The sequence below is a fragment of the Pseudomonas sp. KB_15 genome, from assembly GCF_052114525.1.
GTDB lineage: Bacteria > Pseudomonadota > Gammaproteobacteria > Pseudomonadales > Pseudomonadaceae > Aquipseudomonas.
On record NZ_JBFREX010000005.1, the window covers coordinates 86,441 to 105,262 of the forward strand.

26 protein-coding genes are annotated in these 18,822 nt (G+C 56.4%); 12 read left to right on the plus strand and 14 right to left on the minus strand.

Annotated features, from left to right (window positions below):
- The first annotated feature begins 29 nt into the window (after positions 1-29).
- Entirely contained in the window at positions 30-332 is a 303-nt protein-coding gene (locus AB4Z35_RS08580; protein ID WP_108229946.1) for a hypothetical protein, read from the plus strand.
- A 292-nt stretch (positions 333-624) separates the two neighbouring features.
- Positions 625-837, plus strand: a complete 213-nt coding sequence (locus tag AB4Z35_RS08585) for a cold-shock protein (RefSeq protein WP_003179963.1) — start codon at positions 625-627, stop codon at positions 835-837.
- 71 nt (positions 838-908) lie between these two features.
- Here AB4Z35_RS08585 and AB4Z35_RS08590 read toward each other — a convergent pair whose 3' ends face one another.
- Positions 909-1,229, minus strand: coding sequence for an I78 family peptidase inhibitor (locus AB4Z35_RS08590; RefSeq protein ID WP_442096674.1), 321 nt, complete (start codon positions 1,227-1,229; stop codon positions 909-911).
- A 170-nt stretch (positions 1,230-1,399) separates the two neighbouring features.
- Positions 1,400-1,705, minus strand: coding sequence for a hypothetical protein (locus tag AB4Z35_RS08595; protein ID WP_442096675.1), 306 nt, complete (start codon positions 1,703-1,705; stop codon positions 1,400-1,402).
- Positions 1,706-1,837: 132 nt separating this feature from the next.
- Between AB4Z35_RS08595 and AB4Z35_RS08600 the strand changes: the two genes are divergently transcribed.
- Positions 1,838-2,050: a hypothetical protein gene (locus tag AB4Z35_RS08600; RefSeq protein ID WP_007993387.1), complete on the plus strand. Its 213-nt coding sequence runs from the start codon at positions 1,838-1,840 to the stop codon at positions 2,048-2,050.
- Positions 2,051-2,071: 21 nt separating this feature from the next.
- On the opposite strand, the gene AB4Z35_RS08605 is transcribed toward AB4Z35_RS08600, so the two are convergent.
- From AB4Z35_RS08605 to AB4Z35_RS08640, 8 genes are all read right to left on the minus strand, one after another.
- On the minus strand, positions 2,072-3,049 hold the full coding sequence (locus AB4Z35_RS08605; protein WP_442096676.1) for a nucleoside hydrolase: 978 nt from the start codon (positions 3,047-3,049) through the stop codon (positions 2,072-2,074).
- Positions 3,050-3,143: 94 nt separating this feature from the next.
- Positions 3,144-3,548 carry a D-ribose pyranase gene (gene rbsD / locus AB4Z35_RS08610; protein ID WP_442096677.1) on the minus strand — a complete coding sequence of 135 codons (405 nt, stop codon included), beginning with the start codon at positions 3,546-3,548 and terminating at the stop codon, positions 3,144-3,146.
- The gene (rbsK, locus tag AB4Z35_RS08615) at positions 3,545-4,462 is read right to left on the minus strand and encodes a ribokinase (protein WP_442096678.1); all 918 of its coding nucleotides are present in this window, start codon (positions 4,460-4,462) and stop codon (positions 3,545-3,547) included. The genes rbsD and rbsK overlap by 4 nt, the downstream gene beginning before the upstream one ends.
- Positions 4,463-4,538: 76 nt before the next feature.
- Positions 4,539-5,558 (minus strand): LacI family DNA-binding transcriptional regulator, encoded by a 1,020-nt coding sequence (locus tag AB4Z35_RS08620; RefSeq protein ID WP_442096679.1) that lies wholly within the window; start codon positions 5,556-5,558, stop codon positions 4,539-4,541.
- A gap of 3 nt (positions 5,559-5,561) precedes the next feature.
- On the minus strand, positions 5,562-6,539 hold the full coding sequence (locus tag AB4Z35_RS08625) for an ABC transporter permease (protein ID WP_007993379.1): 978 nt from the start codon (positions 6,537-6,539) through the stop codon (positions 5,562-5,564).
- Positions 6,536-8,089: a sugar ABC transporter ATP-binding protein gene (locus AB4Z35_RS08630; RefSeq protein ID WP_442096680.1), complete on the minus strand. Its 1,554-nt coding sequence runs from the start codon at positions 8,087-8,089 to the stop codon at positions 6,536-6,538. The genes AB4Z35_RS08625 and AB4Z35_RS08630 overlap by 4 nt, the downstream gene beginning before the upstream one ends.
- Positions 8,090-8,143: 54 nt before the next feature.
- Positions 8,144-9,100, minus strand: a complete 957-nt coding sequence (locus tag AB4Z35_RS08635; protein WP_442096681.1) for a sugar ABC transporter substrate-binding protein — start codon at positions 9,098-9,100, stop codon at positions 8,144-8,146.
- A 190-nt stretch (positions 9,101-9,290) separates the two neighbouring features.
- A complete protein-coding gene (locus AB4Z35_RS08640) occupies positions 9,291-9,752 on the minus strand; it encodes a hypothetical protein (RefSeq protein ID WP_442096682.1) in 462 nt (153 codons plus the stop codon).
- A gap of 351 nt (positions 9,753-10,103) precedes the next feature.
- Here AB4Z35_RS08640 and AB4Z35_RS08645 point away from each other — a divergent pair, with 351 nt between their 5' ends.
- The 3 genes from AB4Z35_RS08645 (at position 10,104) to AB4Z35_RS08655 (ending at position 12,337) form a co-directional block, all read left to right on the plus strand.
- Positions 10,104-11,192, plus strand: coding sequence for an asparaginase (locus tag AB4Z35_RS08645; RefSeq protein WP_442096683.1), 1,089 nt, complete (start codon positions 10,104-10,106; stop codon positions 11,190-11,192).
- A gap of 181 nt (positions 11,193-11,373) precedes the next feature.
- Positions 11,374-11,643, plus strand: a complete 270-nt coding sequence (locus tag AB4Z35_RS08650; RefSeq protein ID WP_050548055.1) for a DUF1654 domain-containing protein — start codon at positions 11,374-11,376, stop codon at positions 11,641-11,643.
- Between the two features lie 4 nt (positions 11,644-11,647).
- The gene (locus AB4Z35_RS08655; RefSeq protein WP_442096684.1) at positions 11,648-12,337 is read left to right on the plus strand and encodes an endonuclease; all 690 of its coding nucleotides are present in this window, start codon (positions 11,648-11,650) and stop codon (positions 12,335-12,337) included.
- 81 nt (positions 12,338-12,418) lie between these two features.
- Here AB4Z35_RS08655 and AB4Z35_RS08660 read toward each other — a convergent pair whose 3' ends face one another.
- Positions 12,419-12,784, minus strand: a complete 366-nt coding sequence (locus AB4Z35_RS08660; RefSeq protein WP_007993368.1) for a hypothetical protein — start codon at positions 12,782-12,784, stop codon at positions 12,419-12,421.
- 250 nt (positions 12,785-13,034) lie between these two features.
- On the opposite strand from AB4Z35_RS08660, the gene csrA reads away from it, so the two are divergent.
- Positions 13,035-13,226, plus strand: coding sequence for a carbon storage regulator CsrA (gene csrA, locus AB4Z35_RS08665; RefSeq protein WP_007975691.1), 192 nt, complete (start codon positions 13,035-13,037; stop codon positions 13,224-13,226).
- 185 nt (positions 13,227-13,411) lie between these two features.
- Here the strand turns inward: csrA and AB4Z35_RS08670 are convergent, their stop codons facing one another.
- Positions 13,412-13,867 (minus strand): DUF2214 family protein, encoded by a 456-nt coding sequence (locus tag AB4Z35_RS08670; RefSeq protein ID WP_442096685.1) that lies wholly within the window; start codon positions 13,865-13,867, stop codon positions 13,412-13,414.
- A 203-nt stretch (positions 13,868-14,070) separates the two neighbouring features.
- Here AB4Z35_RS08670 and AB4Z35_RS08675 point away from each other — a divergent pair, with 203 nt between their 5' ends.
- Positions 14,071-14,823: a carbonic anhydrase gene (locus AB4Z35_RS08675; protein WP_442096686.1), complete on the plus strand. Its 753-nt coding sequence runs from the start codon at positions 14,071-14,073 to the stop codon at positions 14,821-14,823.
- Positions 14,824-14,898: 75 nt separating this feature from the next.
- Here the strand turns inward: AB4Z35_RS08675 and AB4Z35_RS08680 are convergent, their stop codons facing one another.
- Positions 14,899-15,093 (minus strand): hypothetical protein, encoded by a 195-nt coding sequence (locus AB4Z35_RS08680; RefSeq protein WP_007993363.1) that lies wholly within the window; start codon positions 15,091-15,093, stop codon positions 14,899-14,901.
- A 251-nt stretch (positions 15,094-15,344) separates the two neighbouring features.
- Between AB4Z35_RS08680 and AB4Z35_RS08685 the strand changes: the two genes are divergently transcribed.
- Both AB4Z35_RS08685 and AB4Z35_RS08690 read left to right on the plus strand, forming a co-directional pair.
- Complete coding sequence (locus AB4Z35_RS08685) at positions 15,345-15,551, plus strand: hypothetical protein (protein ID WP_007993362.1); 207 nt, start codon at positions 15,345-15,347, stop codon at positions 15,549-15,551.
- A 571-nt stretch (positions 15,552-16,122) separates the two neighbouring features.
- Positions 16,123-16,326, plus strand: coding sequence for a DUF1254 domain-containing protein (locus AB4Z35_RS08690; RefSeq protein WP_442096780.1), 204 nt, complete (start codon positions 16,123-16,125; stop codon positions 16,324-16,326).
- Between the two features lie 161 nt (positions 16,327-16,487).
- On the opposite strand, the gene AB4Z35_RS08695 is transcribed toward AB4Z35_RS08690, so the two are convergent.
- Entirely contained in the window at positions 16,488-17,144 is a 657-nt protein-coding gene (locus tag AB4Z35_RS08695) for a serine protease (RefSeq protein WP_442096687.1), read from the minus strand.
- Between the two features lie 955 nt (positions 17,145-18,099).
- Between AB4Z35_RS08695 and AB4Z35_RS08700 the strand changes: the two genes are divergently transcribed.
- Together AB4Z35_RS08700 and AB4Z35_RS08705 are read left to right on the plus strand one after the other, a co-directional pair.
- Positions 18,100-18,282, plus strand: coding sequence for a hypothetical protein (locus tag AB4Z35_RS08700; protein ID WP_081501640.1), 183 nt, complete (start codon positions 18,100-18,102; stop codon positions 18,280-18,282).
- A 127-nt stretch (positions 18,283-18,409) separates the two neighbouring features.
- A complete protein-coding gene (locus tag AB4Z35_RS08705) occupies positions 18,410-18,817 on the plus strand; it encodes a hypothetical protein (protein WP_442096688.1) in 408 nt (135 codons plus the stop codon).
- Positions 18,818-18,822: the final 5 nt, after the last annotated feature.

An 18,822-nucleotide genomic window follows, 5' to 3' on the forward strand; every position in this document is an offset into this window, starting at 1 on the left:
AGACATTGACCTCAAAGGAGCATCTTGGCATGCATCTGAATCGTATATTCGCTGTAGTCGCACCAATCGTTCTGCTGCTGCCGCTGGCCGCCCACGCCGAATGGCCAAAAGGTGAGCGCGAGAAGTACATGTCTCAGTGCGTTCCTGCGGCCGCGCAACAAATCGGTGAAGCTGCGGCCAAATCCCACTGCGCTTGTGGTGCTGATGCGATCAAGTCGTTCCCGGCCAGCGACATTCAGGCATTGATGGATAACAAAGCCAGTGACGCCCTGAAACAGAAAGCCTTTAGCCAAATTGCAGCCTGCAAGGCTGAGAACAAAGCCAAAAAATAAGCACAGATCTGCGTTCTGAAACCCTGTTTTACTGGCAAAAAGTCCCCAAAACAGGCCATTCCGTACAAATTATGCAGGTTTTACAGCTTTTTTTATCGTCTTTACTTTCGGCTAGAAGCCTTATAAAACGGGGCCTCCAGCCATTTCAAGACATAAAGAAACCACGACTGATCGGCAAACAGCTCGCCCGGGGGGCTCCCAAACCGAACATTTCGACTATGATACTCGGGTGTGCCCAGTTGGCCTGAGCAGCACAGTACTACTGAAAATATATGTTTCTTGGAGATACACCATGTCTAATCGCCAAACCGGCACCGTTAAATGGTTCAACGATGAAAAAGGCTTCGGCTTCATCACTCCTCAAGGTGGCGGTGACGACCTGTTCGTACACTTCAAAGCTATCGAAAGCGACGGTTTCAAAAGCCTGAAAGAAGGCCAGACTGTTTCCTTCGTGGCTGAGAAAGGCCAAAAGGGTATGCAAGCTGCTCAAGTTCGCCCAGAGTAATTTCCAGGCGCACTAGAAAAACCCCGTCCATGTGACGGGGTTTTTTATGGGTGAAACAAAAAAGCTGAGGATCAGCCGCAGTTGACCCGGGTGACCACCCTGCTGGCATCGGTGTTCAGGTTCAGGCGATCGGAACGGTACTCCAGCGTCACCATATCGGTTGGCAGCAGGAACCGCGCGCTTTGCGCTCCAGCGCGGGTACGCGCCTGCTCAAGCAGTTGCGGCGATGCCTGTTTGCCGATGGCGAACTCGGCAGCCTTCGCTTCACAGCGGCTGTGACCCGTGTCAGTCGTCGCAACATCAACTGTTGCCGACTCCGTAGAGGTAGTGCTGCAACCGGCCAGCGTGGCAACGGCCAGCAAAGTACCCAATGACGCGAGCTTCCAAGGCATGAAGCCTCCTTATTTCAATGATTGAGCTGAGATCGTGCGACAACCAGACTGGCATTTGGTTTCACAGGCAGGCAGTGCCAGCACCCTGCCCGCATTCCGGACGAGCCGCGATTTTGCCTGAGCATCGCCCTCCCCTTAACCACTCAATCGTGACTGAATATGAACGACGCTCAATAGATGTCGATATAGTCGTAAGGCGGATTGGGCCAGTTCTCTTTCAAGGCATTGAAGATTTGCATGACCCAGACCTCATCGCTGGCCGCGACCCGCCCGACATAACCGGAGCCCTTGGCCCAGGTTTCAAGTCGAAACAGCAAGCCGTCGATATCGGTACCGCCCACGACACCCGAGGAGATATAGGCAATGCCTCCTTTAGTGACCCGCAACTGGGTGTGCTCATCGTCACTGGCGCTGGCCAGCAACTGACGCACCGCCTCAAGGGTCAGGCCATCCGGGGAGTTCAAATCGATCTGCACTGCGCACTCCTTGAATATTCGTCAGAGACCAAGTGTCGCACAGCACTCCTTTCACGCCTAAGTCGACGTGTCAAAAGCCCCGCAAAATGGTTAACTCGGCACTCAGACTTCCCCGACTTGACGAGTGCCATCATGACCACCGTAAGCATCGACGCTGACATCAAGGCCAAGTGGCAAGACGGCCACAGCTCCTACAGTCCAGGCAGCACGGAAGAGCTCGCCATTATCGGTATCGACCTTCTGGTCAGGGACCTTGGAACCGAAGCCGCCCAATCGTTCATCGAGCAGATTTTCGAGAAACATCTGTCGGACCAAAAGGCCGAAGCGGTCAGCGGGCGGGAGTGAAACACCTACGGGAGATGATGCTTACTTCAGGCGAGCCAGGCGCTCGGTCAGCAGATCGAAGAAGCCCTGGGCATCGCCGCTTTCGACCCAGAAGGCATTCTTTGGCGCTTTCAAGCCGTCATGCCAGTCGACAATGGTCTGCCCAAAGGTCGGGCCTTCGCGGCTGTCGACAACCACATTGACCGAACGACCGCTGAACAATTGCGGCTTGAGCAGGTAAGCGACAACCGTGGCGTCATGCACCGGGCCGCCCGGAATGCCGTAGTGTTCCATGTCGCCTTTGATGTATTCATTGAGAATATCGCCCACCAATCGGCTGGCGTTGTTGTTCAGCGCGGCAATCTGTTTCAGGCGCGCTTCGCTGGTAAGGATCTTGTGGGTCACATCCAGCGGCAGGTAGGTCAGCTTCACGCCACTGTTGAGTACCACTTCGGCCGCCTGCGGATCGGCGAACAGGTTGAACTCGGCCACCGGCGTGATGTTGCCGCCATTGAAGTGCGCACCGCCCATGACCACCACTTCCCTGATGCCCTGAACGATCTCCGGCTCCTGGATCAGCGCCAGGGCCAGGTTGGTCTGCGGGCCAAGCATGGCGATGGTGATGCTGTGGGGTTTAGCAGATTTCAGGGTTTCGATCAGATAAGTGATGGCGCTGCCCTTGGCCAGGCCTTGCCTGGGCTCATGCACGGCAATGCCCGGCAACCCTTCCTTGCCATGAATGTCCTCAGCGTAGATGGGAGTACGCATCAAGGGCCTCGGCGCCCCCGCATAGACCGGAACCTCTTCGCGCCCCGCCCATTCCCGGGCCAATCGCGCATTGCGCGAGGTCTTGTCCAGGCGAACATTGCCCGCAACGGTGGTCAATGCCCGGACATTCAGTTCGTCGGGCGATGCCAGGGCGAACAACAGGGCAACGACATCGTCAGCCCCTGGATCGGTGTCGATGATCAAGTCGATTTTTTCCGCCGCCTGGGCGTTCGTTGCGGTAATCAGGGACAAAAGCAGCAGACTCCGGAGCAGTGGGTGCAGTTTCTGAGCATAGCGATATGTGGCGCACTCCTTGTACCGGGGAAATCAAAACGCGGACAGCCAGTCAAAACGTTACACCGGCGACCAGCACAATGTTGCAGTACGGCTGGCACTCGCCTGTACGAACAATCGCTCTCGCTTGTCGGCTCAGGGCCTTGAATTGTTCATGGGTGAGCACCTCACGCCGACCCAACGCGTCTGCGCCGTCCAGCTCATCCAGCGTAACCAGGGCCGACGGCTTTTTATCGAAGATTTCCTGAGCCAGCACATGGCTTTCGACCTGCATTTCACTGAGCACCACCTTCAAGGTGCTGACAAAATCCGGAATGCCATGGGTCAAGGCCAGGTCGATCAATTCAACACCCGGCGGAACCGGCAAACCGGCGTCCCCGATGACGACCATGTCGCCATGCCCCAATGAGGCGATCAGCCGCGACAGTGCAATATTGAGCAGTGGTGTCTTTTTCATGGTGTGTTAAACGCCTGTACATCGCTCAAGACAGGAATTGAAGGTTGCGCACCCGCACGGGTAACCGACAGCGCCGCAGCCACCTGCCCGAAGCGGATCGCCTGCACCTCATCTTGACCCGCGGCCAGCGCCGCAGCGAAACCGCCCACAAACGTATCGCCGGCCGCCGTGGTATCGACAGCCTTTACGACGGGTGCGGGGAAATGTTCGAAGCGTTGGCCATCGGCAAACAGCGAGCCTTGCACGCCGAGTGTGATGATCACCTTGCCGGCACCCATGGCAATCAGACGGGTCGCCGCGGCTTGTGCGGTTTCCAGAGAGCCCACCGACAGACCGCTCAGGGCCGATGCTTCGCTCTCGTTGGGAATCAGGTAATCGATAGACGCATACCAGTCCGATGGCAGCGGACGGCTGACCGGTGCCGGATTGAGGATGACCGTCTTGCCCAGTTCACGGCCGCGCTTGAGCGCATGGCCAACAGAGGCATCGGGCACTTCCAGCTGACAGATGAGCACGTCCGCCGCTTGTATCACCGAGTCAAAACGGTCAATGGCTTCAGCGCTCAATGCACCATTGGCACCGGGGACGATCACGATCGTGTTCTGACTGTTGTCGTCGACCACAATCAACGCCACGCCGCTGGAACCGTCAACGGTGCTGACTGCCTGACAATCGATCTGCTCGGCCAGCAGCGCCCCGCGCAGTGCCTCACCATAAGCGTCATTGCCCACGCACCCGATCATCGACACCTGTGCTCCCAGCCGCGCCGCAGCCACGGCCTGATTGGCGCCCTTGCCACCGGAGACGGTGGCAAACGATTCGCCAATCAACGTTTCACCGCCCTTGGGCAAGCGCGGCGCCCGGGTCACCAGGTCCATATTCAAACTGCCTATCACCACTACTTTTGCTGGCATACATTGCTACTCATCGATTCTGTTTCGGCGGCGCTGTTGGTTCAGCGGCTTTCTGTTTTCAACGGCTCTCTGTTTTTCAACGGAATTGGGCAAACACGCCGGCCAGCGGCGCCGTCGATTCACGTATGACGATACTCGGCGTCACGATCCGCTGATCGGTCATCAGGTCTGGCGTGGCGATCCGTCGTAAAAGCACTTCGGCGGCCATTTCGCCGAGTTGCAGGATCGATTGCCCGACCGTGGTCAACGACGGATAGACATACCGACTCATCTGGATATCGTCGAAGCCGATCACCGACAACTCGCTCGGTACGCGAATATTGCGCTCGGCAGCGGCCCGTAGCACGCCGATGCCGATCATGTCGTTGGCCGCAAAAATGGCGCTAGGCGGATTGCTTTCCAGCAAAATCGCGGCGGCGCTGTAACCGCCGGTGCTGGTGAAATCGCTTTCCAGCATGCGCTCGGGAGAGACTTCGACACCCGCCTCTTTCAAGGCCCGGCGATAACCCGCCAAACGCATCTGCGCCACACTGGTGTTTTCCGGCCCGCTGATCGTGGCGATATCCCGGTGCCCCAACTCCAACAGGTGCCGGGTCGCCAGATACGCGCCGTATTCATGGTCGATGCGCACCAGGTCCGCATCGACACCTTCCAGTCCACGGTCGACGATGACCATGGGGGTGCGGACGCCTTTCAGGCCTTGTACCAGGCCACTGTCGCCGCCGGCCGAGGCGACAATCAGGCCGTCGATGCGTTTTTCCAGCAGCACACGCAGGTAGCTGCGCTGCTTGTCCGGATTGTCGTCGGAGTTGCACAGGATGACGCAGTAACCGTTTCGCTCGCAGTAATCCTCGATACCCCGGGCCAGTTCGGCGAAATACGGGTTGAGGCTGTTGGGCACCAACAGGCCGATGGTCGCCGTGGTCTTGGCCTTGAGCGAACGGGCCACGGCGCTGGGGACGTAGTCGAGGGTCTGGATTGCAGCCTCGACCTTGATCCGGACTTCTTCACTGACCGGGCGGGTCCTGTTCACCACATGGGAAACCGTGGTGTAGGAAATGCCGGCAAGGGCTGCCACATCTTTGATAGTCGCCATGACTCAGGTCCGCCGGCTTGCGCGTTGACTGCGATAGGTGTCCAGCACCACCGCCACCACGATCACCGCGCCGGTAATGATGCGTTTGGTTGGCTCGGTTGCGCCGATCTGCGCCAGCCCCGCGGCCAGTACGGAAATGATCAGGACGCCAAAGAACGTGCTGATCACCGAGCCACGCCCGCCCATCAGGCTGGTCCCGCCGATCACGACAGCTGCGATCACCTGCAACTCAAGACCGGAACCGGCATTCGGGTCCGCAGCTTCCAGGCGAGAAATCTGGAACAACGCGGCAATACCGGCGAGCAATCCCATCAGGCTGAAGACCAGGATTTTGTAAGGCTTCGGATTGATCCCCGCGAGCCGCACGGCCTCTTCGTTGGTGCCGATACCGATCAGGTAGCGCCCGAACACCGTGCGGGTCAACACGGCCTGGGCGATGAAAATGATCAGCAACGCAATGATGAACGACGGTGAAATGCCGAAGGCAATCGGGTTGGATAACCAGGCGAACGCATCGCCGATATAGGCCGTGCGCGAACCGGTCATCTGGTACGCCACCCCGCGAGCCATTTCCAGCACACCCAGGGACACGATGAACGACGGTATCCGCCACGCCACCGTGATCGAGCCGGTGATGGTACCAGCGAGCGCCGCAATGGCCATGCCGAGCAGCGCCGCCGGCAGCACGCCCCAGCCCCAGCCAAGAATCGCCACGCTCACGGTCGAGGCTGCCAGCGCCAGCACCGAGCCTACCGACAGGTCGATGCCACCAATGATCAACACAAAGGTCATGCCGACTGCCAGCACCATCAGGTCCGGAATCTGGTTGGCCAGGGTGCTGAAAGTATCGTAGGACAGGAAATGACTGCTCAGCATCGAGAACAGCACGATCATCGCCGACAATGCACCTGCCAGGCCCAGATAGGTACCCAGGCCGTAGAAGTTGCCACTGCGAGTGCCGGCGAAAGAAGCGGTTTTCATGGAAGATCCCTAGGCGCGGCTTCAAAGAGCTGCGCATCACGTTTTTGGTAGCCGGCGAAAGCAGCGGCGAGCAACTCATCCTGGGTCCAGCTGTCGCGATCGAATGTATCGATCAGACGCCCCGCCGACAGCACACCGATCCGGTCACAGATCAGCATCAGCTCGCGCAAGTCGCTGGAAACCACCACCAGCGCCTTGCCTTTGCGGGTCAACTCACCGAGCAGGTTGTAGATATCGAACTTGGCGCCGACGTCGATGCCGCGCGTCGGCTCGTCGAACAGCAGTACCGAGCAATCGCGCTCCAGCCAGCGCCCAATGACAACTTTCTGCTGATTGCCGCCGGACAGCTCGGACACCAACTGTGCCGGGCCGGAACTGCGGATTCGCATGGCGTCGATCTGACGCTGGGCCAGGGCGTTCTCGTTATCATTGTCGACAAGGCCAGCACTGGAGATGCCGGGCATGTTGCCCAAGGCGATATTGGCGCCGATCGACTGCGTCATTAAAAGGCCTTCGCCCTTGCGATCTTCAGTGATCAACGCGATGCCATGACCCACCGCATCCACCGGCGAACGGATGCTGACGACCCGCGCCGGCGACCCCAGGGCAATCGTGCCGCTGTCAGCGATATCAGCTCCGAAAATCAGACGCAGCAACTCGGTGCGCCCCGCGCCGATCAAACCGGAAATCCCGAAAATCTCGCCGGCACGGACTTCGAACGACACGTCGCGCACCTTGTCGGAACGGCTCAGGCCCTTGACCGTCAATACCGGAGCGCCAATCTTGCGCGCCCCCATATCGATGTGTTCGCCGAGCTCGCGCCCGACCATCAAGGTGACCAGTTGCTCGCTGTTGTAGTTGGCCATCGGCTCGACACAGACCAGGTTGCCATCGCGCAGCACGGCAATGCGCTGCGCGACCCGCGCCAGCTCTTCGAGGCGATGAGAGATATAGATGATCGATACGCCGCGAGCCTGCAGACGGATGATCTGCTCGAACAGCATTTCGACTTCGCGTGCAGTAAGCATCGCGGTCGGCTCATCGAGAATCAGCACATGACAATCGCCGATAAGGTTGCGGGCGATCTCCACCATTTGCTGATGGCCGATGCCCAGTTCGCCGACCAGGGTATCCGGGTCAATGGCGTCGAGCCCGACCTGAGCCATGGCCTCGATGGCAGCCTTGCGCAACTGCTTGCGATTGATCCAGCCGCCGTTGTTGGGCAAGTTGTGAAGAAACAGGTTTTCCGCCACCGACAAGGTCGGCAACAGATTGAGCTCCTGCATGACCATGCGGATACCCAGCGCTTCAGCCTGAGCCCGGCTTCCGGGACGATAGTCCTGCCCCTGAAACTGCATCTGACCGGTGGTTGGCGTCACCAGTCCGCCAATGATTTTGGAAAGCGTGCTTTTGCCTGCCCCGTTCTCGCCGGTCAGCGCCAGCACTTCACCGCGCATGAGCGTCAGGTCGATGCCGGTCAACACCGGTTGGGCGTAGGTCTTGCCGATACCACCGACCGAGAGGACAGCGTTCGGGACGGAAACTGACATAAAAACTCTCCATGCGCCCGTCCGGCTGGACGAGCGCCGCTGTGTCGCCAGGGGCTACTTGGTGACCAGTTCTACCGGTGTTTCGATCACGCCATTGGCGCCGCCGTCGACCTTTTCACCCTTGAGAATTTTCAACGCAGTCTCGATGCCGAACACCGCCTGCCTGGCCGCGAACTGGTCCGCCGTGGCCAGCACGCGACCATCCTTGAGCATTGGCTGGATGGCATTGATGTTGTCGTAGCCAACCACTTGTACCTTGCCGGCCTTGCCCGCGGCGCGCACGGCAGACACCGCGCCGACCGCCATGCTGTCGTTGCCGGCCAACAGGGCCTTGGTTTGCGGGTATTCACTGAGAATCGACGCGGCTACCTTGTTGCCTTTATCGATCTCCCAGTCACCGGATTGCAGGGACACGACCTTGATCTGCGCCGCCTCCATCGCATCCTTGAAACCCGCAGTCCGCTGCTGCGCATTGGTGGTGGTGGACACACCTTCGATGATGCCGACTTCGTCACCGGCCTTCAGCTGCCTGGCCAGGTAGTCGCCCACCAGCCGTGCGCCCTTGCGGTTGTCCGGGCCTACGAACGGAACATCGATGTTTTTGCTTTTGACGACGGCGGGGTCCAGCTGGTTATCGATGTTGATCACGGTGATACCGGCATCGATGGCTTTCTTGATCACCGGAACCATCGCTTTGGAGTCCGCCGGCGCAATCACCAGTGCATTGACCTTGGCCAGGATCATCTGCTCGACGATGCGCGTCTGGCCCGCGGTGTCGGTTTCATCCTTGATGCCGTTGGAGATGAGGTCGAATTCGCCGGAGTGATCTTTCTGGTAGGCCTTGGCGCCGTCTTCCATTGTCAGGAAGAACTCGTTGGCCAGGGATTTCATGACCAGCGCGACTTTGGGTTTGTCAGTGGATTCAGCAAAGGCCGAAGAGACAGGCAGTGCAGCGGATGCGGCAGCCAGCATAGCGACAGCGAGAAGACGTCCAGCGAATGGCAGCTTCATGGGTTCACTCCGATCTTATGATTATTGTGAGCAACGCTTGCGCTGACGTAAGCTTCACGGCCCTGCGATGAAGAGTCATCACTGGAGCCGCGCAAACGTTTGCGAGAGCCAAACTATGCGAATCCTGCCGGTATTTGTCAACGACAGGAAAAGTGCTTTCACGGATGATCAGCGAAAAACGGCATTCAGCTCATGCCGTGGTGTTGACCACCGATCCGGTGCCAGAACCCTTGGTCAGCTCTTTGATCAGACTCGCGCTCACTTGCAGGATGGCGCCGTTGGTTTCGGCAACCTGCCCCTGAATGGCCGCTATCGCGGTGGTCTTGGCTTCCGGAGTCGGATAGGACGCCGCCTGGGCTTGCGCCAGTTGCTGCTGTTGCTCGCGCAATTGCTGTTGCAGCTCCTTCAGACGCTTGAGCAAGACCTTCACCGTTACGCTGGTGTTATCGCCAGTTTCCGATTTGGCCTGTGCGCCGGCACTTTCTCCCAGTCCTGCCGGGCCCGTTTTGACCTGGGTACCGTCGCTTTCCTTTGCACCCGGCGCTTGAGTGGCCGCATCAGTTGTCTCGTCACCTAAAGCACGAAGGGTAGTGGCCGATTTACCACCGATGGTGATGCTGAAGGCGTTTGGAATACCAACGGATAACGACATGTGAACTCCTGAAGAAACAGATCCCTTGAAGGAGCATCGACCGACGCGCGCGTTTCTTTAGTCATTACTGATGATTTGACCCGTTGAAATCTTAAACATGACTGCAATCCGTTTCGGAGAGCCGAACGCGAAAGTTAAACATGTTCGGCAATCCGGACGCCCGGACCTGAAACCATTCCGGACACAAACAGCAATACCGTTACAAATCATTAAGTTAAGCGTGTTTTTCGATTCAAGGTGTTACTGGTACGGATCCTGCTCTTCCCCTTGCACCCCCAGCGTTCAGATTCGCCTGGGGCGTATCTAGATGAACTTGCATCAGCACCGTCTCACAACTAGAAGAGAAAAATAATGACATCTGCACTCAAGACCTTTATTCCGGGCGCCTTGGCCCTCCTGCTGCTTCTGCCCACCGCCCTTCAGGCCAAAGAAGCCGAAACCCAACAGAAACTGGCCAACGTGGTGATTTTGGCCACCGGCGGCACCATTGCCGGCGCGGGTGCCAGCGCCGCCAACAGCGCGACCTATCAAGCGGCGAAAGTCGGCATTGAACAGTTGATCGCCGGCGTTCCTGAACTGAGCCAATTGGCTAACGTTCGCGGCGAACAGGTCATGCAAATCGCTTCCGAAAGCATCACCAACGAAAACCTGCTGCAACTGGGTCGCCGCGTAGCTGAGCTGGCCGACAGCAAAGACGTTGATGGCATCGTGATCACCCACGGCACCGACACCCTGGAAGAAACGGCGTACTTCCTGAACCTGGTGGAAAAAACCGAAAAGCCGATCATCGTCGTGGGCTCCATGCGCCCAGGCACCGCGATGTCTGCCGATGGCATGCTGAACCTGTACAACGCGGTGGCCGTGGCCAGCAGCAAAGATGCGCGGGGCAAAGGTGTGCTGGTGACCATGAACGATGAAATCCAGTCGGGTCGCGACGTCAGTAAAATGATCAACATCAAGACCGAAGCGTTTAAAAGTGCCTGGGGTCCGCTGGGCATGGTAGTGGAAGGCAAATCCTACTGGTTCCGCTTGCCAGCCAAGCGCCACACCATGGATTCCGAATTCGATATCAAGACCATCAAGAACCTGCCTGACGTCGAAATTGCCTATTCCTATGGCAACGTCAGCGATACCGCCTACAAGGCGCTCGCTCAATCTGGCGCCAAAGCCATCATCCACGCCGGCACCGGCAATGGCTCGGTATCGTCGCGGGTGGTCCCCACCCTGCAAGCCCTGCGCAAGGACGGCGTGCAGATCATTCGCTCCTCCCATGTCAATGCCGGCGGCTTTGTATTGCGCAACGCCGAACAGCCTGACGATAAATACGACTGGGTCGTGGCCCACGATCTGAACCCGCAAAAGGCCCGGATCCTGGCGATGGTCGCGCTGACCAAAACCAACGACAGCAAAGAGCTGCAACGGATGTTCTGGGAATACTGATTCGCCATCGCCCGACCGGATCCGGTCGGGCACCCCGGCGCCATTCGCCAGCCTTGGCGATTGGCTGCCGCTGGATCTGACAAAAAAACTCACTTCGCCTTACGCCAAATGGAACAAACCGCTGTCAGAGGATTTTCTTGATTTTTAAGCAGTTGCGAAATGGCCTACAGTTAAATACTGTATGCACGTACAGCTTAATAAGGATAATTCCGTGGACACCACCTCTGCCTCTCCTGACACCTATGTACGCATGGGCCTGCGCGTTCAGAAAATCATCAACTCTCCCACCGCACAAAAGGCCAGGGCAGCGCTGATCTTCCGCCTGCCTGACGAGCCGGTGGATGAATGGGAACGCTTGCTGGAAGAAATCGACGAGAACGACAACGTCACCCTCGCCTATCGCGACGATGGCGGCGTGCAGATTTTCTGGGTTTTGCCGAAGGAAGATTGAGTCGATGAGTGTCCGCTGGCTTGCTTTGTTGTTCCTGTTTTTTGTCGTGGGCGCGCAAGCCGACGCTCCGCGCACCTTCACCGAAGCGAAAAAGGTGGCGTGGAAACTCTACGCTCCCCAATCCACCGAGTTTTACTGTGGCTGCAAGTACACCGGCAACCGGGTGAACCTTGCCGCTTGCGGTTATGTGCCACGCAAGAATGCCAAACGCGCAGCCCGCATCGAGTGGGAGCATATTGTTCCGGCCTGGCAAATCGGTCATCAACGCCAGTGCTGGCAAGAGGGCGGCCGCAAGAACTGCACCCGCTACGATCCGGTTTACCAGAAGGCCGAAGCTGATTTGCACAACCTGGTGCCCAGCATTGGCGAGGTCAATGGCGATCGCAGCAACTTCAGCTTTGGCTGGCTGCCCGAGCAGTCGGGGCAATATGGTTCGTGCCTGACCCAGATCGACTTCAAGGCCAGGAAAGTCATGCCCCGCCCTTCCATTCGCGGCATGATCGCACGGACCTACTTCTACATGAGCAAGCAGTATGGTTTGCGCCTGTCGAAACAGGATCGGCAACTGTACGAAGCCTGGGACAAAACCTATCCGGTACAGGCCTGGGAGCGGCAACGCAACCAGAGCGTGGGGTGCGTCATGGGGCGTGGCAACGAGTTCGTCGGCCCGGTAGACATGAAGGCCTGCGGCTGAACCCAGGCAACACCTGAAACAAAAAAAGGCTTCGGAGCTAAACAACCGAGGCCTTTTTTGTTTGTCTGTCGCTACAGAATGTTATTGAGCGGCCGGACGCTCAAGCACCAGCAATTCGATGTTCTGTTTCTTCGCGCGAGTGAGCGCTGCACGGACTTCATCCTGCTTGGCTTCGGCCTCGGCTTTGGAATTGAACGGCCCCATCAGGATTCGCGTATTGCCATTTTCCTTGACGACGCTGGACATGAAACTGTGCTCGATCAGCCAGCCACTCAAATCGCTGACTGCCTGAGGGGTTTCACCTCGCACTTCAAGATCCCATTGCGGGCCAGACACTGGCGCGGGCATGGCGGCCATAGCCGGTTTAGGCTTCGGTGCATCCACACTGCTACCCTCACCACATCCCGCCAGTGCCAATATCGCGATTACCAGAACCATTTTGCGCACGGCGCTTCCCTCTAAATGCATAAAGCGGCGATTTTAACATCCATGAATACTTCACGAGTGCCGTAAAATGGGCTCAAAACAAGGAGAATGATGGTTGCGGCCTCTGTATAGTTACGCCTTGGGAATTAATGCCACATCTGCGCGTCAGAAAGAGGCACCCAAACCGTGAGACTTCGCACTAATCTATACATACCACCGACCTCTGCACTGTCCGAATCAGGTGCCCCACATAGCAATCAAGGAGAAGACCATGCTGATACTCACCCGCAAAGTCGGTGAAAGCATAAACATTGGTGATGACATTACGATCACCATCCTGGGCGTAAGCGGCCAGCAAGTCAGGATCGGCATCAACGCTCCGAAGGACGTTGCAGTGCATCGTGAAGAAATTTATCAGCGCATTCAGGCCGGCCTGACCGCCCCGGAAAAGCCGCAATCCTGAATTCTGTTGCAGTCAGTAGCCAGCCCGTTCAGTCCGGAATCACGGCTGGCTAAAGATTCAGCATCGCATCGCGTCCGCCTGCTTTCCCACACCAGCCCCCAAGGGTCGATACTAGCGACAAGCTCAACGCTCTGGCTGTCGGACTTTTCTGGTTTACCCCAAGGAAGGTCGCGCTCACTTCGTAGTTAACCAGTCATCACCCCACGCGCCATGCCAGTCGCCGCCACCACCATCAGCAGCACCAGCAGCGCTTCGATATGACTGATCCGTGCAAACAGCTTCGCACGGCCTGTATCGATCGCCTCTTTACGGGCAAGCGCTATCCGCCATTTGATCAGCGTCACCATTGGCGCAATCTCCAGCAGCAAGATCAGGACGAACAGCGTCATCTTCAGATGAAACAGCGGCTGATGCAGGTAATAGTCCGTGCCTTTCTCGTACCCGCCAAAGGCTCGCATCCCCCCGCTGATCAGTAAGACGACAGCTGAAATACCCCAGATATTGTCCGCCATCAGAACACTGCGCACTTCTGCTGCTCCATCGGCCAAACGCCGAAAAGCGCTGCCTCGAACCAACACCGCCCAAAACCCCAAGGCAACTGCCAGAAGATGAACCGCCGCTAGTAACCAGTGAGTCAGCATCGAGAAACTCCTGCCGGGTCGAAGTTGTATGAGCCTGTCAGTAGTAGCCCATGAAATGGCTGCTTGCACGGCATCTGCTGACAATGCCCGGAACACAATATGACAGACCAACTAGACTCCACTGCGCTGGTATTGAGCGTCCATGACATTACCAGCCACAACAGCAACTCACTCTCACCGCATTGAACTGAGTAAACAAAATCATGTGTGAATCATGTGATTCAAGCTCTGCTTCAAACACAACAGGCCGTCGTCGTTTTCTTCAATTTGCCGGATTGAGCGCAGGCGCCCTGCTGCTGACCGGCACACTGCCCGGCCAGATCATCCAGGCAGCCGAAAAAGCGTCAGCCCCACCAAAACCTCAAAACGTAATCAGTCCCGATATGGCGTTGAAAAGACTGATGGAGGGCAATGAACGATATATAAGCGGTACTTCCACGACACACGACTTCAAAGCTGAGCGAGAGGCCCTGGTGTCCGGTCAAAATCCGTTCGTGGCAGTACTGAGCTGCTCTGACTCGCGGATCGCCCCGGAATATGCGTTTGATACCGCGCGAGGCGATCTTTTCTCCATCCGTGTCGCGGGCAACTTCGTGACCCCGGAAGGCTTGGCCAGCCTTGAATACGGGGTTGCCGTACTGGGCGCACCGCTGATTCTCGTACTCGGTCATGAGAGCTGTGGCGCCATCGAGGCAGGCATCAAGGCCGTCAAGGATCAGACGATTTTCCCCGGCCATATCCCGAAACTGACTGACGCACTCAAGTCGGCAATCGAGACAGTACTGAAGCAACCCGGGAGCTTGATGGAAAACGCCACCGTGCAGAACGTCAAAAATTCTGTCAACAGCCTGAAACAGGCCTCACCATTGCTGACCGATGCGCAGAGCAAGGGCATGTTGAAGATCGTGGGAGGCATTTATCGCCTGGCAAGCGGCAAGGTAGAGCTGATCGCCTGAACCTCAATACGCACATCGCCCGCATCGGAGCACAACCCCGCATGCAAAGAGCCCAGCGCGGTGGCTGGGCTCTGTTTATCTTCGGTTTTCCATCATTTTGTCAGCAAGGGTTTTGGCCCTCTCGATCAACAGGTTTTGCCTGTCTTCGTGGGTAGCCCCGCCAACAACCGGGGCAGTCAAATTGCTTTCGGCAATCAATGCAGCGCAGAAGTATTGATCCCAAACAGTCTTGTCCACAGATGCCTGCTTGATGATTTGATCGGCGTTCATAAGCGGCTCCTTTCAATGAGGCAGCACTACTAGTTTACGCCGGAATGACAAAGAAACCGGGCTATCACCCACAGCGGCCCGCCATTCGTCGCCTGCGAAAATCCAAGGAAGAAATCACTCGCATCCGTGGCTTGAGGATTGCAAAGTACGCGCGTAGCAGCGCCGGAACGACATAACTCTGACGCCGCAGCCATTCAATCAATGCTTAAGGACTCCAGCGATACGCTTGGTCAGTCACCGGGAGATGTAACGTGTCAACGCTCAACGAAATCGCAATGAACCACGCGAGAATGGCCAAGGAAAAAGCAGCAGAGTCGACCGAACTGAGCGAGCGACACCTCCAGATTGTAGGAAGCTTCGAGGTACCGTCCATTGATGCGCACCAGAACATTCCACTGCACCTGATCGCTGGAGCGCAGGATGGCCACCATGGCCTTGCGGCGACCTTTGCCCTCTGACGCCTATTGAGGCAGGCGACGATCTGAGCGATTTACTCGGCAACCCCTGGTTGTCCCGCATTCGTTCAGCAATCGTCGCGCCTTGATGGCCCGAGCAACCTCGAACTCCACCCTTTGAGCGCCATACAACGTCTCAGAACCATCCCCCCGAATACTCCCACCATGCGCATACAGGTCTTGCCCTCGGTCATTGGCATCGCCTCCCCGAAGCGTGAATCACACCATAGACTCAACAAACAACACGCAGTTACTTGTGGATTGAAAATCCATAGACAAAACATAACTCCACAGCCAGCCCCCCCTACTACAGCAGGCGCTGTCTGTAGCAGTGAGCATCTTCAGATAAATCAAAGTGCGTTATGCGAACTCATGTTTTGAGCAAACGCTAATGCCTGATTAGTAGTTAGTTGACCAACTCACTCATCCGACTTGACGAATGGAGATGCATGCTCATGAAAACCCTACTAACGAGAGCCGTTGGCTGCACGATGATGCTTGAACTACGCGATCATGTACGATTACGCCGCAGACAAAAACACCGAACAGTGATACGCCCTATTCCATGTTATTTATGGACTTGCGTGCGGAGCCAATCGTGCTATCGGTGCCGGCGGTACAGAAACCGCGCTACTACTCGGTGCAACTCATCGACGGTAACACCCGCAACTACGGTTACATCGGCAGGCGCGCCCCCGGCAGGCATCAAGAAGGTGTTTCGCTCCGGCACGCAATTCCCTTTCGCGCTCTTTCGCACCCAGATCTTCAACCCGACTGACCTGCCGAAGGTGGTAAAGATCCATTTACGATGTCATGAACGCTCTGCAAGAAATCCAGGACAACAAAATGGGCTCACCTTTCGGTGAACCCTTCCAGACCGCCCGGCAGAGCGGATTTTGTTTGCCTGGACACGATGGCAAATTGGCTGATAGCTAAAAGTTACTTCGCGACATACCTCGCGCCGTGTGGATCGTCAAGTTTTGCCTGCAATATCCCCCACTCGCGCTGAATGATCGAGTAAGGAATAAAGATGCTGATCCTCTCAGCCCCCTTTACGCCGGAGTGATTGCTCACGTCGTTCAGAGTGGTTGAGTAGAAACCGATATTGATGCCGACAATACAGCCGTCACTGGTGAGGACCGGCCCACCCGACATGCCCTTGATCAGCGGGGCATCATGGATGGCATAGAGATCACCGCTGTGTTCATCGGTATTGATGAAAGGCGTTGGATACACCTTGCCTTTCCCGGTAGTGGTCATGAGGTAAGGACTCGTCCCAACGGCAGTTATGCTCTCGCCCACACGCGGTGCGCGCCATGATGGGTAGCGGCCGTTGGCCTTGTGCAGGATGAAGACGAGATCACAGCCTGTGCTGCAGCTGTACTTCACGTTGGGGATGAACGGAGTGTGGCGGGTGGTTACCGCATAGTCATCGTTCCATTGCACGGCCGAGGCCATGTATAGATACGGTGCGGGAAACCCCGAATGGACTAAAAAGTATGAATCATTGGCAGGACCCGAAAAGTCGGGTTTTACGATGCCGTTGCATCCTGCAGTTACAGCTCCAATTAAAAAGTAGGCCATGATCTTGATCATGATATATCACCGACTTAATTGGGAGAATGTGACTGTTTTTTGTTGTCAGTATTTTGGCTATTGTCAGGTTGCAGTACTCCTCGCCGCTTGTTCTAGTTGGACGTTTTCTTACTTATGGCTGAGATTGTAATGACGCGTATGAATAAATCGCGCTAAAGCCAATCGCTTTTCGATCAACTCCGGAAGTTCAAATCTTTGGCGCCTGAAAAATGTTAAAGACGAGAAAGAAAATCAAGAGTTTCTATAGACTGTTTCGTCAGTGGCGCCAGCTGAATCAATCGCTATACCCGTCAGCCACAAGAGCGAAAAGAAGCCTGATGGTAGTCCAGTCGTCCTGCACTGCAGCGGCGCTGCAACTGGCTTGATATTCCGCCAGGTAGGACATGGTTCATCCAGCTGAAGGAAACTTTGCAGAAAACACTTTGTCTCGGGATCAACCTGACTTTAGGTAAATATGACTGGTTGCGGATCAATTCAACCAGCTGAAATTAATCCACATGCAAAAGGTCCGGTTGATCCCGACCAAGGAACTTCTCTTATTCCTTGATAGCAGTTAGTGCTCACTGCCTGGTCGTAGACCATCGAAGTGTTATTTGTTTGCCTTGACATTACATAGGATTGCGGCGCCGGTTGCCGGTATTGCCGGCTCTGCGAATTCAGCAACTGCACCAGGCGTTGACGCTTTCCCCTGCCGGCCTGTGCTTGCAAATCTGTCGCGATCTTGTCGAGGTGACCGTTAAACAGTCATAACGCTTTGATCCATAAGAGAACACAAGCTTTTTTCAACACTCTCAAATCCGCCATATCCCCCTATAAGAATCAATAACTTAGCGTTGTATATTCCTACAGTAGTACCACCCTTCTGCGGCGTTCTGCCGACCTGCACTCCAAGCCCACAGCTCGCCCCTGCTACGCTGAAAACTCCACGGAGGATTCGCGAGACCTACTCCCTTCCCTGCTGTTCAAGATCAACGAAAACCGGCTCACCCTCGAAGCCGCCATCCTTGAGCTTTCGAACCGGGTCGAGCAGCGCGGAGCGGCCGATGTCGCCGACAACGTCCGCGGCGCCCTGGTCGCAATCGATCGCAATGAGGAATTCATCAAGATCCCGCTTGCGGTGATGATGGCTCCGGAGTGACCGTCAACAGAAGCAAAATTTTTTAACTTCCAGTGCGACGAGTTCGGAAAAGCCTGCTAAATTTCCGCAGCTGTTACAAAAATTTGCGCTGAATTACCGTATCAACCACCGATCGGGAATTATTGAGATGGAAGTCATGCGTAGCATCGCAATCATCAGCTGCGTTCTGAGCGCGGCTTGGCTAGCCGCTTTGTTCGTCGGCGTTTGTTGCCAGCTTCTTCAAATTCGTCGGAACTGGATCAACGATAGCGCTGATCCAATCCAGAACAATCCGGTTCTGGATCGTGCACTGGATTTTTTTGCCCTCAATTACGGTGACAGGTTCACTCATAGCCTGCTCATCATTAGCGCAATATTGGCTTGGCCGGTCAGCCTGATACTTTTCTTCCCTGTGCTTTCAACACTCCGCGCAAAGGAGCGAGTTCGTCATAAGAAAGCACAGCTCGGCAATACCGACTCAACTCAGTTTTTGGCTGACGAGTCCGCAGCAGCACAGACATCGGTTACAGAGATTCACCAGCCAATCAACAGCTGATTTCC